At 34.1% G+C, this 12,723-nt stretch carries 13 protein-coding genes and 1 pseudogene; 4 read left to right on the top strand and 10 right to left on the bottom strand.

Going from position 1 to position 12,723, the window contains the following annotated elements; translation table 11 throughout:
* Nucleotides 1–75: 75 nt before the first annotated feature.
* Nucleotides 76–510 (bottom strand): hypothetical protein, encoded by a 435-nt coding sequence (locus P6N22_RS07655; protein WP_280331750.1) that lies wholly within the window; start codon nt 508–510, stop codon nt 76–78.
* Between the two features lie 447 nt (nt 511–957).
* Between P6N22_RS07655 and P6N22_RS07650 the strand changes: the two genes are divergently transcribed.
* Nucleotides 958–1,689: an EAL domain-containing protein gene (locus P6N22_RS07650; protein ID WP_280331748.1), complete on the top strand. Its 732-nt coding sequence runs from the start codon at nt 958–960 to the stop codon at nt 1,687–1,689.
* Here P6N22_RS07650 and P6N22_RS07645 read toward each other — a convergent pair.
* Nucleotides 1,671–2,552, bottom strand: a complete 882-nt coding sequence (locus P6N22_RS07645) for a rhodanese-like domain-containing protein (protein WP_280331746.1) — start codon at nt 2,550–2,552, stop codon at nt 1,671–1,673. The genes P6N22_RS07650 and P6N22_RS07645 overlap by 19 nt on opposite strands.
* 189 nt (nt 2,553–2,741) lie before the next feature.
* Here P6N22_RS07645 and P6N22_RS07640 point away from each other — a divergent pair, with 189 nt between their 5' ends.
* Nucleotides 2,742–3,290: a hypothetical protein gene (locus P6N22_RS07640; protein ID WP_280331744.1), complete on the top strand. Its 549-nt coding sequence runs from the start codon at nt 2,742–2,744 to the stop codon at nt 3,288–3,290.
* Between the two features lie 22 nt (nt 3,291–3,312).
* Nucleotides 3,313–4,188: a PDC sensor domain-containing protein gene (locus tag P6N22_RS07635; RefSeq protein WP_280331742.1), complete on the top strand. Its 876-nt coding sequence runs from the start codon at nt 3,313–3,315 to the stop codon at nt 4,186–4,188.
* On the opposite strand, the gene P6N22_RS07630 is transcribed toward P6N22_RS07635, so the two are convergent.
* Genes P6N22_RS07630 through gyrA form a run of 8 tightly spaced genes read right to left on the bottom strand, consistent with a single transcriptional unit; the run spans nt 4,185 to nt 12,332 of the window.
* Nucleotides 4,185–5,165, bottom strand: coding sequence for a radical SAM protein (locus tag P6N22_RS07630; protein ID WP_280331741.1), 981 nt, complete (start codon nt 5,163–5,165; stop codon nt 4,185–4,187). The two genes, P6N22_RS07635 and P6N22_RS07630, sit on opposite strands and share 4 nt — an antisense overlap.
* Complete coding sequence (gene hemE / locus P6N22_RS07625; RefSeq protein WP_280331739.1) at nt 5,116–6,150, bottom strand: uroporphyrinogen decarboxylase; 1,035 nt, start codon at nt 6,148–6,150, stop codon at nt 5,116–5,118. The genes P6N22_RS07630 and hemE overlap by 50 nt, the downstream gene beginning before the upstream one ends.
* A gap of 39 nt (nt 6,151–6,189) precedes the next feature.
* Nucleotides 6,190–6,705 (bottom strand): YqhA family protein, encoded by a 516-nt coding sequence (locus tag P6N22_RS07620; protein WP_280331737.1) that lies wholly within the window; start codon nt 6,703–6,705, stop codon nt 6,190–6,192.
* Nucleotides 6,706–6,707: 2 nt separating this feature from the next.
* Nucleotides 6,708–7,736 (bottom strand): aspartate-semialdehyde dehydrogenase, encoded by a 1,029-nt coding sequence (locus P6N22_RS07615; RefSeq protein ID WP_280331735.1) that lies wholly within the window; start codon nt 7,734–7,736, stop codon nt 6,708–6,710.
* Nucleotides 7,737–7,744: 8 nt separating this feature from the next.
* Nucleotides 7,745–8,887, bottom strand: coding sequence for a sigma-54 dependent transcriptional regulator (locus tag P6N22_RS07610; RefSeq protein ID WP_280331734.1), 1,143 nt, complete (start codon nt 8,885–8,887; stop codon nt 7,745–7,747).
* Between the two features lie 23 nt (nt 8,888–8,910).
* The gene (locus P6N22_RS07605) at nt 8,911–9,321 is read right to left on the bottom strand and encodes a hypothetical protein (RefSeq protein WP_280331732.1); all 411 of its coding nucleotides are present in this window, start codon (nt 9,319–9,321) and stop codon (nt 8,911–8,913) included.
* Complete coding sequence (locus P6N22_RS07600; RefSeq protein WP_280331730.1) at nt 9,270–9,794, bottom strand: LPP20 family lipoprotein; 525 nt, start codon at nt 9,792–9,794, stop codon at nt 9,270–9,272. Before P6N22_RS07600 ends, P6N22_RS07605 begins: the two co-directional genes overlap by 52 nt.
* Before the next feature lie 57 nt (nt 9,795–9,851).
* Nucleotides 9,852–12,332, bottom strand: coding sequence for a DNA gyrase subunit A (gene gyrA / locus P6N22_RS07595; RefSeq protein WP_280331728.1), 2,481 nt, complete (start codon nt 12,330–12,332; stop codon nt 9,852–9,854).
* 202 nt (nt 12,333–12,534) lie between these two features.
* On the opposite strand from gyrA, the pseudogene P6N22_RS07590 reads away from it, so the two are divergent.
* Nucleotides 12,535–12,723, top strand: a pseudogene (locus P6N22_RS07590) (ammonium transporter); the annotation flags it as partial.

Below are 12,723 nucleotides of genomic sequence, written 5' to 3'. Positions count from 1 at the left end.
TAGTTAACACCTATAGAATAATACTACAAAGAGTTGATTTCATTATAATAAACAATTTTTTTGTATTTAAAATTTTTATCTTTTGTCCGAGTCATACCAATCTTGTTTATCTTGTTGTTGAAATTCTGTAGATTTAATACAATCATAGGTATTAATAAATAATTCACCATTGAACTTAGAAATCATTGAATAGAGCCCTTGATTTTTGTACTTATACATAGTAAAAGTATGTGTATATTTTCTATCTAAAGTTTCAAACCTAGTGTAATATTTTTCAAAATGACTATTACTTTTATCAATGTTGTCTGTGAATTCTTCAAGCTCTCTCCATTTAAAATACTTAGGAGTTATTGTAAGTTTAAATATATCCCAATGTTTGTCTTGAGTGATGTCGACAACTTTATCATTTTTTAAAGTAATACCATCAATATGAGTACAAGTAAATATATCATACATATATCCGGGTACATTTTCTTTTTTAGGATTAGATACATCATTAGCGAATGACATAGTTAATACTATCATCATTAATGCTATGATTTTAGTTACTTGTTTAATTTTTTTCATATTCTTCTACAAATTTCAACTATTTTATAAGATATTATTTTAACAAAATTTTAAAAAAATATTAGTTCGTAACAATATTTTGATTGTATAGTGTCCAAATTGTGCCCAAAAATGAATAATTTTAAAGAAAGGAAAGAAATTAGATAAAGTTGCAAAGTCCTTGTTTTCAGTCTTGTGCAGTTACTGTTAGTAATTTCTAGCCCCTTCAGTATCCGGAGCCACACTTAATAAATTTCAGAAAAACTAATTTTCCAATAACAAACTTTTTACCTAAAAACACATAGTCGTTTGCTTTAATGTAAATATAAATATGATACTGATTATCAATATAATAAAAATGTAAGTTTCAAATGATATCATTTTGATATTTGTTATCAAAATGGAGTTTTTATGAAATTGAATTTAAGTGTACCGCTTTCAATCATAGTGGATGAAACATACGGTGCTTGTTATGAGCCTATAGTAGAGCTTCAAACGATGAAAGTGTACGGGTATGAAGCTTTAAGCAGATTTCGTCATGAAGATAAATATATACCTCCTAATGAGTTTTTTAATGCTATTCATGACAACAGTGAGACATTTTTTCATTTTGAGTCTATCTTAAAACGTTTTCAACTCGATAACAGACCAAAAGGACACAGACTGTTTCTAAATTTAGATCCCCATGTCGTTTTAGAAAATGACCATGTAGAGTATTGGATGAGACTATTTACGACACATAAAAATATAGAGATCGAAATCATTGAGAATTCACATAATGAAAATCTTTACTTGATCGAAGAGTTTATGGATTGGATGGATGAACATGATATTACATACGCATATGATGATTTTCTAAAGCCAGATACACTGTTTTTTACCTCTTTGTTTCATAGGGCAAATACAATAAAGCTCGATATGGACGTAATTCAAAAAATTAGAACAAATCCGGCATATATAGAGGTGGCAAAAGGGATTGTAAAGTTTTTAAAAGCCTCTAAACGTTTATGTCTATTAGAGGGAATCGAGGATGCTTCTGATCTTGAGATCGCAAAAGAGTTGGGTGTAGATTTTGTACAGGGGTATTATTTTAAAGCCCACTTTATAGAAAAGTGGAACTTAGATTATTCAAAAGTTTCGTAGCGGTATTTGTTCATAGGGGTATTATCTAAATTACCCCATTGTTTCATAGAAGCATCGTAAAGTCTTACTTGCTTATAACCCAACACGCCTGAGAGGACAAAGTAGTTGAACGATGTTTCAAGTCCACCTGTACAATAGACTAGTAACTCTTTATTTTTGTTTAGTTTATATCCGTTTTTAAATAGTGCATTGAGCTCTTTTTTTGACTTAAGTATATAGTCTGTTGTAACCGAATAGTTCCAAGAGTAACTCATGGCTCCTGCTATGTGACCATCCCTTTTAACAGTTGCCGTTGGAGTGATTCCAAGGTATTTATCACTCGGTCTTGCGTCAAGCATCGGAATTTTTCCTAAATGACTTTTAACATAATCTAGATTGGCAATTTTGGAACTGTCTATATTCGCATGAAAGTCGGTTTTTTGAACACTGTTTGTTTCTTGTGTCGTAGGAAAACCTTGAGAAATCCAATTGTTTAAACCGCCGTCAAGTACAGAAACTTTTGTTACACCAAAATAGTTCAGTGCCCAGTATATATAGGTAGCTTTTAGATAGTCTTTGGGAGTGATTATCGGAGCATAGAGAACTACGTGTTTATCTGCGTCTATACCGAGTTTACGGATCTCTTCTTCAATCTCTTTTGTAGAGCGTATTGTGAGATATGTACCGTTCTTTATTCTCCATTGAGAGATCGAAGTATGCACGGCACCTTTAATATGTTGCAGTTCAAAGTTTTGCTCATCAGATACTTCAACAATACGGATGTTATTATTGTGAAGATTATTAGCCAGCCACTGTGGAGAGACTAAAGCATCATGTGCAAATATGCTGAGCGTGAAAATAAGAAAAAGTAGAAAATGTTTCATCAGAATATCCTTGAATTTTTATAGATTTTATCAGCTTATTAAAGAGAGAGTATTGAGAAAAATAATTAGTAAAAAGAATTTATAGAATATTTATTTATTTGAAAAATTAGTGATTAAAAAATAACCACTCAAAAGAACAAAAAGAAATTATTTCGATCTATAATTCAAAAACATATTGAAGGATTTTCCGTGAATACCAAAGAAAAAAATATGTATAGACTTTATAGAGCACGTACAGCTCATTTAAAATGGCTCAACAATATAAAACTTCTGGTTTCAGGCTTAAATGTCGATAAAAAACAACTTACTCCTATTGTTCAGGACACAGAACTTGGACAGTGGTTCTACAATGAAGCAAAACAGTTCGCACAGTTTAACAGTAAAAATGTTTTAGAAGAGATGGAAGAACTTTTAGAAAATATGTATAATATTTTTGCAAAGATTTATTCGATCTATTTTGGTGAAGCAAAAAGCTCTTTAAAAACTTTTTTGGGTTTTAAAAATAGTGCTAGTAAATATGAAATAGAACTAGCAACACGTTGCTATGAAGACATTGTAGTCTTGTCTGATCAGTTTAAAAACAAATTTGGCGTGTTAGAGAGACAATTGTTCGCACTCAGTGATGTTAAGCACGAGATGGTAAGAGTTTTTGAATATGAAGAGGAAGAAGCTCAAAAACGCACGGTCATGGAAAATGAAAGCGGAGATGATTATCATCATGGTCCGCGATCGCATTAGTTAAAAGAAAGGTAAAAGGATTATGATGCAAGAGTTTATGGAGACATACAATAGTCATGTCGATGAGATAGAAAAATTTTTATCGGAAACCATATATAACTTAGGAGAACTCTCACGTAGAGAAGACAATGGCTTTGACTCTCTTTTCAGAGTTTTTCCTTCATTAGAGTTAGTATATGTTTGCGACAAAAATACTTTGGCACAAATCTCTGATAATATTTACAGGGATAAAACAAGTTCCTTGCCAAGGGGAAGAGATAGAAGCTATTTATTGAAAAAAATCAAGTTTAACAACAGCAATATATCGATCTCAAAACCTTACATTAGCAGTGCAACGGGAAAAACTTGTGTGACTGTTGTAAAAGAGGAAGACGATAGAGTGTATTTTATGGACTTTACTGTAAGTGCACTGCTAGAGAGACTGGGGCTTATCGAATTACATAAAGAGTTTAACTTTGTAAGCAAGGCTTTTTATTTTGTAACGGCAAATCTGATGATTGTACTAGCAGTTTTTACACTTGGATACAGTATTTACGAATTAGGTCATTCACTATTATTTAAAGATGGCGGAATCTCTATAGAAGCGATTTTTAAACCGATAATTGCTTTAACGTTGGGACTTGCGATCTTCGATCTTTCAAAAACAATTTTAGAACAAGAAGTTGTCTTTAAGAGTTATTCGAAAAACTCTAAATTAGAGTACAAAGTATTTACGAAGTTCTCTATTACGATTATTATTGCTCTGCTAATTGAAGCGTTAATGGTTGTATTTAAAATCGCCCTGCATGATTATTCTCAAATGATTTATGCGGTGTATCTCATCGGCGGTGTATCAATACTTATTTTTGCACTGGGTGGGTTTATATTTTTTACAAAAAGAGTAAACTCTAAAGATTAGTGCTTACTCTTTTTTCTGTGATCATTTACACTAGGTATATAGAATTCTAAATTATCTAGTTTTTTGATCATAATCTGTTTATTTTCTACAAGATTTAGAAGTCTTTTTTTACTCTCTTCATCAAATAAAAGTTCAATATCCTGTGGTGTCAGAGGACGTTTATCTAAAGTATTTATGATCTCTTCATCACTGTACGAGGCATTGTTTGCTTCTGCATGCACACGCGAAGCTATATGTATTGGAAGAGAAGAGTCAAAAAGCTGTGAAAGTTCATAAAGCTCTTTGTAGCTTATGCCACTTACAGGATAAGCAGGTGGTCTGTCAATAGTTCCAAGATCGATTCTCGCTGTATTTACTGAGAGAAGTACGTCATTTAGTTTTTCAACTTCCTCTTTTGTATCGTTTAAACCCAGTACGAATAAGATCTCAATAAAGAGTTTCCCTTTATAGTCTTTAGAAAATTGTTGTACTTTTGAAACAATATCTTCTACATTGATATCATGATGCGGTCTGTCTATCTTTTTAAAGATTGCAGGTGTGACAGCATCCAAAGAGAGTTTTACTTGATCGAGCTTCAGGAGTGAGTTATATACTTTCTCATTTGTAAGCATTGCACTATTTGTCAAAATAAGAGTCTGCGTAGACCCTTTGATTTTGTTTATCTCATCAATTAAACTATCAAGGTGAGGGTAGAGTGTTGGTTCCCCGTTAGCAGTTAAAGTAATAACATCTATTTTATCATGTAAATGTTTTTTGAGCTCAGAGATAATCTCTTGTACAGGTGTTACAGTAGTTTGTTTATCTACAGTAGCTGCAGGAGCTAGTTCACAATAAAGACAGTCAAAATTACATTGTTTTGTTGCAGGGGAGAGGTCGATGCCCAAACTCATACCGAAACGGCGTGAGTTTATAGGACCGAAGATGATATTATTTTTTTCCGCTGACACGGTGACATTCACTGATAAAGTGTTTTGCATTTTCAACAGGAACATCAGGAAGAATACCATGTCCTAAATTGAAAATGTGACGTTTACCTTGCATAGTCTCTTGAATAACTTCTACACATTTAGTTGTAGCTTCTTTTGAATAAAGACGGCATGGCTCCATATTTCCTTGAAGAACATATTTATCACCAAGTCTTGCTTTAGCAAATGCCATAGGTGTTGACCAGTCAACACCGAATACATCAAAGTTTCCATATACTTTGTCTAGAAAAGCTGGAATTCCTTTAGGGAAAAGGATAACAGGGATATGTGGATATTTTTCTTTTAAGTATTCAGAGATTTCAACCATATATTTCCAAGAGAATTCATCGTACATTCCCGGTTCAATTGCAGCTGCCCAGCTGTCAAATACTTGAACAACATCTACACCTGCTTCAATTTGTTTTTCCATATAGATTTTTACAACATCTGTAACTTTTCTAAGGATTTTATGTAAAAGATCAGGATTTGAGTACATCATTTTTTTACAAATGTTGTATGTTTTAGTCCCTTGACCTTCGATCATATATGTAGCCAGTGTCCATGGTGCACCTGTAAAGCCGATAAGCGCTTTATCATCGGAAAGTTTTTGTTTAATAAGTTCAATAGTTTCATAAACATAAGTAAGTTTAGATGCTGCTTCTTCACCACCGATTAGTCTGTCTAAATCAGCTTCTGTTTTAATTGGATCAGAAAACTTAGGACCTTCGCCTTTTACAAAAGATAAGTCCATTCCCATTTCATCAGGAATAACTAAAATGTCGCTAAATAAAATAGCTGCATCAACATCTAAGATATCTACAGGCTGAAGTGTAACTTCACATGCCATCTCCGGATTGTGACATAGATTTAAGAAGTTTCCTGCTTTTGCTCTCACTTCCATATATTCTGGTAGATAACGACCAGCTTGTCTCATCATCCAAACCGGAGTGTATGGTGTTTCTTTTCCAAAACATGCATCTACAAATATCTTACTCATTTTTTTCCTTATTTATAAAATTACTTCTTATTAGTAATACTAATGTTTGTGTCCAACTTTACTTAAAAAGTATAAACCAACAGCAACAGCAGTGATAGATAGTGCTAAATATAACAGTTCAAGTGGTGAAGTGTAACTTGTAAGCCCAACTTTTTGGAAGAATCCAACAACAAGAACCATTACGATAACTTTAGAAATTTTATCTTTTAGCTGATCTAGAGAGTGAATAGAAAGAATTTTATTCTCTTCATCTTCCTCACGAGCTACATCGATATCTGAAATAAACAGTTCATATAAACCAAAAGAAAATAACAGCATTACAACACCTATCAGGTAAAGGTCAACTGCACCGATGATTCCACCTACAACAAGTTCATGGAAATGTTCAGGATGATGATGATTTACATATGTATCAATTACTAGTTTTACAGTTTCGTAAATATCAAATGATGCTACGGCAAATAAAACTACAGCACCTAACAGACCGAAGATTACAGCAAGTAATACTATAAATCTTGAACCCCAAAGCCCGTTTTCAAATATTTTTTCAAACATTTTTACGCCTCTTGCATTTCAATAAATTTTTGAGCAATTCTAACTGCATTTGTTGCAGCACCTACTCTTAAGTTGTCAGCAACAACAAACATATGAAGCATGTTGTTAGAATATACGTCTTCTCTGATACGTCCGACAAAAGTTTCATTTCTGTCTACACAATCTTTAGGCATAGGGTATACAGAAGCTTCTGGATCGTCTAAAATAACGATATTTGGAGCTTTAGAAAGGATCTCTCTAGCTTCTTGTGCATTTACTTCAGAGTCAAATGTCATAGTGACAGTTTCCGAATGTCCACGAAGTACAGGTACACGAACACAAGTAGCACTAAGAGCTATCTCTTTGTGCATGATTTTTGTTGTTTCGTTCACCATTTTCATCTCTTCTTTTGTGTAACCATTGTCCAAAAATTTATCAATTTGAGGGATTACGTTTAAAGCGATTTGATGTGTAAATGCTTTGTGCTCACTCTCGTCAAGTTTGAAAGCAAAGAAATCTTGCATCTGTTTTACAAGCTCTTCCATAGCAGATTTACCTGCACCGCTTGTTGCTTGGTAAGTTGATACATCAACACGTACAAGATCATATGCTTCATCAAGTGGTTTAAGTGCTTGAACCATTTGAATAGTTGAACAGTTAGGGTTAGCAATGATTCCTGTTTTTTCCCATTTAGCAATATCTTCAGGATTTACTTCCGGAACTACTAATGGAACATTTGGATCCATTCTAAAATGAGAAGTATTATCGATTACAACAGCTCCAGCTTTTACAGCTGCAGGAGCGAATGCTTCACTTACACTTCCACCCGCACTGAAAATTGCGATTTCAATTTCTTCTTGTTCAAATATTTCATTTGTTAATTCTTTGATTACTAGATCTTGACCATTAAATTCAACAGTTTTACCAGCACTTCTGCTACTTGCTAAAGGAACTAGTTTATTTAATGGAAAATCAATTTCCTCTAAGATTCTTAAAACTTCTTCACCAACGGCACCGTTTGCGCCAACTACCGCTAAATTGTATTTTTTCATAAAGTCTCCTACTTTCTTGTATCTAAATATAAGTCTTCTTTTTGTATTTCGTTTGTTTCACTTAAAATAACCGCTCTCTCAATTACAGAAATAAGCTCACGAATATTACCAGGCCAGTTATATTCTAACAACTCATTCTTTGCTTCTTGCGAAAATACTTTGTTTTCAAAACCGTATTTTTTACAGTTTGATTCACAGGTTATCTCTGCAATTGAGAGTATTTCATCTTTTCTTTCTCTAAGCGGCGGAATATTTAAAGGGATTGTATTGAGTCTGTAATACAGATCATCTCTAAACTCTCCCGCTTTGATTTTCTGATCTAAATTTGCATTTGTAGCAGAAACTACACGAATATCTATTTTTATGGGTTTCGATGAACCTAGGCGGCGTACTTCCTGCTCCTGAAGGGCACGTAAAAGTTTAGCTTGTACACCGTAAGGCATCTCACCAATCTCGTCTAAAAACAGCGTTCCGCCGTTTGCTAGTTCAAACTGTCCTGCTTTTGCTTCGATTGCATCAGTAAAAGCACCTTTTTCAAAGCCAAACAGTTCACTCTCTATAAGGTTGTCCGGAATAGCAGCCATATTGATTGCTACAAAAGGTTTTTTCGCTCTAGGAGAATTTTTATGAACATAAGAAGCAAATACTTCTTTTCCGACACCGCTTTCACCTAAAAGTAAAATACTTGCATCTGTTTTACTTGCTTTATCAGCAAGTTTCAGGATGCTTGTGAGTGCTTCAGATTCTCCCAGAAAGTCACTTGTGTCACTTTTTTGTTTTTTTGCAACGGTTTTTTTAGCCGTTTGTACTTTCTCTTCTCTTTTGATAGCTTCAACCAGAGTATCTATATCAAAAGGTTTGAGTAAGAAATCTTTTACACCGAGTTGAATAGACTCTATGGCACGAGATAAAGTTGCATTGCCGGTCATAATGATAACTTCAAATTTACCGCCAAGCTCTTTAATAAACTCTATGCCGTCGATACCAGGCATATTGATATCTGTTATAACGAGATCAAAGCTGTCGTCTAAACCTTTAAGAGCATCTTTTGCATTTTTAAAAGTTTTGATTTCAAACTCTTTGTAATCGCCCATAGCAATCTCTAACGATTTTCTCATATTGATATCATCTTCAACTATTGCTATCTTCATAAAAGTTTCCTGCTGTTTAAGAGCTATTTTAAAGGGGTGATTTTAACAAAAGTATCATTAAAATCGACTTTGAAACAAGTTGTTTTCAGTGTAAGTACCGTTGTAGAGGAGTTTTGAAGGTTAGTTGTTTTTGATCTGTGTTTCACCTGTAGACCTAGTTTATGCAAAAAATTTATGAACTCTTCTTTATTTGTATCTATAACACTAGTGAGATCATCTGTATTGTGAGGATCTAAAAAAAGGCTTTTTTGAGGATTACCTGTACATCTTTGCATGGCAGGAGATATGTCGAGATGTTCATTATACAAAATGGCATCTTTTACAACATATCTATATGAAATTAGATATTCACTTGCATCTAAAGCAAGTGAACAGAAAAGAATTATTGCGCAAATTGTGCGTAAGATAGAGTAAGCTCCATCTCTACTTCGCATAATCCCTCTTTAAAGTTAGTTTCAACGATATTTGCATTTCTTACCATAGCTTGTACTGATGTTCTCACAGTTGAACGTTTTACCATCATGTTTTTGATTAAGTCTTGACCATCAACACGAACACCTTTTACTTTCTCAGCAATAAGTCTGTATGCATCTGCTACAGCTGCACGTTTTGCAAGTGCATACGCCTGTGCAGGAGAAGCAGTATTCATTGGTGCCACACCTTGACCTACAACGCTAATAATCATGTTCTTATTAGCTTCTAATACAGGCTCATCTTCTGCTTCTGCAGTGTCTTCAGATTTTGTAACTTCTTGCACAGGTGCTGCAGACTGTTGTTCAACAGTAGGGTAGTTGACATTAATTGTCATCTCACTAGGTGTTGTTACAACTTTAACAGGTTTTTGTGCTTCATCAGAAGAAAAAGCATTTAAGCTTAGTAATGCTAGTAATACTAAAGAGTATTTCATAAAAATATCCTTGTCGGAGAAGAATTCTCCAGAGTTATTGTTGAGTTTAAGCAAGAACTATTCCAAGTCTAGTGTTGCTTCTTCCTCACCATCATCTTCCTCATCCTCTTCTTTTTTAGGACAACGAGAGATACTTGCCACATCATCACCTTTAACAATGTATACACCTGATGTGTTACGGCTTGATTTCGAGATTGTCTGCATATCAACGCGGATCATTTTTCCGGCTTTTGTAAGTGCCATCATATCCATACTCTCATCAACCATAAGTATACCAACTACATGTTTACCTGTTTTTGGTGTCATTTTCATAGCAATTACACCTGAACCACCACGGTTTGTCAGACGGTATTCTCCAGCTTCTGTACGTTTACCAATACCTTTTTCTGAAACAACCAAGATCTCTTGTTCATCATCTCTGATGATATTTGCATCAACAACTTCATCACCATCATGTTTGAACTTGATACCTCTAACACCACGTGTGCTTCTACCTTGTTCACGAGTTTTTTCAATCTCGAATTTAATACATTGAGCAAGTTTTGTAACAATGAAAAGGTACTTAGTTTCAGGTTCTGCAATTTTTGCAGTAATTAAAGAATCATCATCATCAAGAACAATAGCTCTTACACCGTTACTTCTGATATTACTGTATTCACTTAAGTTTGTACGTTTAACAATACCGTTTTGTGTAAAGAACACTAAAGATTTGTCTTCACTGAAGTCTGTTGTAGGAATAATTGATTGAATTTGCTCATCTTGAACAAGTTGTAGCAAGTTAACAACCGCTTTACCTTTTGCAGTTCTTGAACCTTCAGGAATTTTGTACACTTTTAACCAGTGAAGCTGACCGCGGTCAGTTACGAATAATAATGTATCGTGTGTGTTACAAGTGAAGAATCTTTCAATAAAGTCATCTTCATAAATTGTTACGGCAGTTTTTCCTTTACCACCACGTTTTTGTTTTTCATAGTTTGCTAACGGTACACGTTTAATGTAACCTCTGTGTGTAATAGTAACAACCATTGGCTCATTAGGGATTAAGTCTTCAATATCGATGTCATCATAGTCATCTTCAATATCAGTTTTTCTTTTCACAGTGTATGTTTCTAAAATTTCATCAAACTCTTCATCAATAATACCGTGAAGAACATCTTCACTTTTTAGAATAGACTCTAGATATTCGATTAACTTCATTAACTCTTGAAGTTCATTTTCGATTTTTTCAATCTCTAAACCAGTTAAACGACCAAGTCTCATTGCAACGATACTAGCCGCTTGAATTTCAGAAAATTCAAATTCATTTACAAGATTATCTTTTGCTTCATCTTCAGTTTTTGAAGCACGGATTACACGGATAACATCGTCAATGATATCGATAGCTTTTTTCAAACCTTCTAAGATGTGTGCACGAGCTTTTGCTTTTTCTAGATCGAAAATTGTACGACGGATAATAATTGTTTTACGGTGATTGATAAAGTGTTTTAAAATGTCAATTAAACCAAAGATACGAGGTTCTTGGTTTAATATAGATAGCATGATGATACCAAATGTTTGCTGCATAGCTGTTTGCTTGAAAAGATTGTTAAGAACGATCTCGCTCATTGCATCTTTTTTAAGCTCGATTACAACACGCATACCATCACGGTCAGATTCATCACGGATTTCACTGATACCTTCTATCAGTTTATCTTTTACAAGTCCTGCAACGTTTTCAATCAAACGTGCTTTATTTACTTGGTAAGGAAGCTCATCGATAATAATGATCTCTTTTTTAGCTTTTTGCTCAATATGTGTCTTTGCACGAATTTTGATACGCCCGCGTCCTGTTTCATATGCTTCTACAATACCTTTCTTACCGAAGATAATACCTCCGGTAGGAAAGTCTGGTGCAGGAATATATTCCATTAATTCAGGTAATGAAATACTTGGATTTGCCAACACAGCTTTAAGTGCTTGCATCACCTCTGATGGATTATGAGGTGGAATGTTTGTTGCCATACCAACAGCAATACCGCTTGAACCATTAATTAAAAGATTAGGTACACGTGTCGGCATTACGTCCGGTTCTTTTGTAGTAGCATCGTAGTTATCGATCATATTTACAGTGTTTTTATCAAGATCTTTTAAAAGTTCTCCTGCATATTTTGTCATACGTGCTTCTGTATAACGCATTGCCGCTGCAGAGTCGCCGTCAACTGAACCGAAGTTTCCTTGACCGTCTACTAATTCCATTCTCATTGAGAAGTCTTGTGCCATACGAACAAGTGCATCATATACTGCAGTATCACCATGCGGGTGGTACTGACCGATAACATCACCGACGATACGCGCAGATTTTTTATATTTCGCACCAAAAGAGAGGTTAAGTTTGTCCATTGCATATAGGATACGTCTATGAACTGGTTTTAAACCGTCTCTAACATCTGGCAGAGCACGACCGACGATAACACTCATTGAATAGTCAAGATAACTATTTTGAAGTGTTTCTTCTATATTTATAGTTTGAATTTCTTCGTTATTTAGCAAATCACCCATAAAACACCTTAATTGTAAAATTAAAATTTGGTAGATGATACCTAAAAATCTCTTAAGACAATGTTTAAACTATAAAAAAAAGTTAAATTAAATAGATATGATGAGATAAATAAGAATTGGTTAAATTTTAATCAATTTATGGAAAGTTGAAGAAAAAGTTTATATTATAATTGTGTCAGAAATATTCGATAAAAGGATTAACATGAAGAGATGGCTAGTAGCGATGTTACTCGCATTACCGACTTTAGCATTAGCTGAAGACAAGTTAGATACAGGTGATACAGCGTGGATGATGGTATCAGCTGCATTAGTATTACTTATGACACCAGCAGGTCTTGCACTTTTTTATGCAGGGATGACAAGAAGCAAGAATGTGCTTAATACTTATGCA

It is taken from the genome of Sulfurimonas sp. C5, assembly GCF_029872055.1.
Lineage (GTDB): Bacteria > Campylobacterota > Campylobacteria > Campylobacterales > Sulfurimonadaceae > Sulfurimonas.
The sequence above is the reverse complement of the archived record's forward strand: the minus strand, read 5'-3'. Positions and strand labels throughout refer to the sequence as shown.

Bases quoted from the DNA above. Each gene is read 5' to 3' on its own strand.
- hemE (WP_280331739.1), bottom strand. From the start codon at position 6,150: ATGAGTAAGATATTTGTAGATGCATGTTTTGGAAAAGAAACACCATAC.
- P6N22_RS07620 (WP_280331737.1), bottom strand. From the start codon at position 6,705: ATGTTTGAAAAAATATTTGAAAACGGGCTTTGGGGTTCAAGATTTATA.
- P6N22_RS07655 (WP_280331750.1), bottom strand. From the start codon at position 510: ATGTCATTCGCTAATGATGTATCTAATCCTAAAAAAGAAAATGTACCC.
- P6N22_RS07610 (WP_280331734.1), bottom strand. From the start codon at position 8,887: ATGAAGATAGCAATAGTTGAAGATGATATCAATATGAGAAAATCGTTA.
- P6N22_RS07650 (WP_280331748.1), top strand. From the start codon at position 958: ATGAAATTGAATTTAAGTGTACCGCTTTCAATCATAGTGGATGAAACA.
- P6N22_RS07600 (WP_280331730.1), bottom strand. From the start codon at position 9,794: ATGAAATACTCTTTAGTATTACTAGCATTACTAAGCTTAAATGCTTTT.
- P6N22_RS07615 (WP_280331735.1), bottom strand. From the start codon at position 7,736: ATGAAAAAATACAATTTAGCGGTAGTTGGCGCAAACGGTGCCGTTGGT.
- P6N22_RS07630 (WP_280331741.1), bottom strand. From the start codon at position 5,165: ATGCAAAACACTTTATCAGTGAATGTCACCGTGTCAGCGGAAAAAAAT.
- P6N22_RS07605 (WP_280331732.1), bottom strand. From the start codon at position 9,321: ATGCGAAGTAGAGATGGAGCTTACTCTATCTTACGCACAATTTGCGCA.
- P6N22_RS07645 (WP_280331746.1), bottom strand. From the start codon at position 2,552: ATGAAACATTTTCTACTTTTTCTTATTTTCACGCTCAGCATATTTGCA.
- gyrA (WP_280331728.1), bottom strand. From the start codon at position 12,332: ATGGGTGATTTGCTAAATAACGAAGAAATTCAAACTATAAATATAGAA.
- P6N22_RS07635 (WP_280331742.1), top strand. From the start codon at position 3,313: ATGATGCAAGAGTTTATGGAGACATACAATAGTCATGTCGATGAGATA.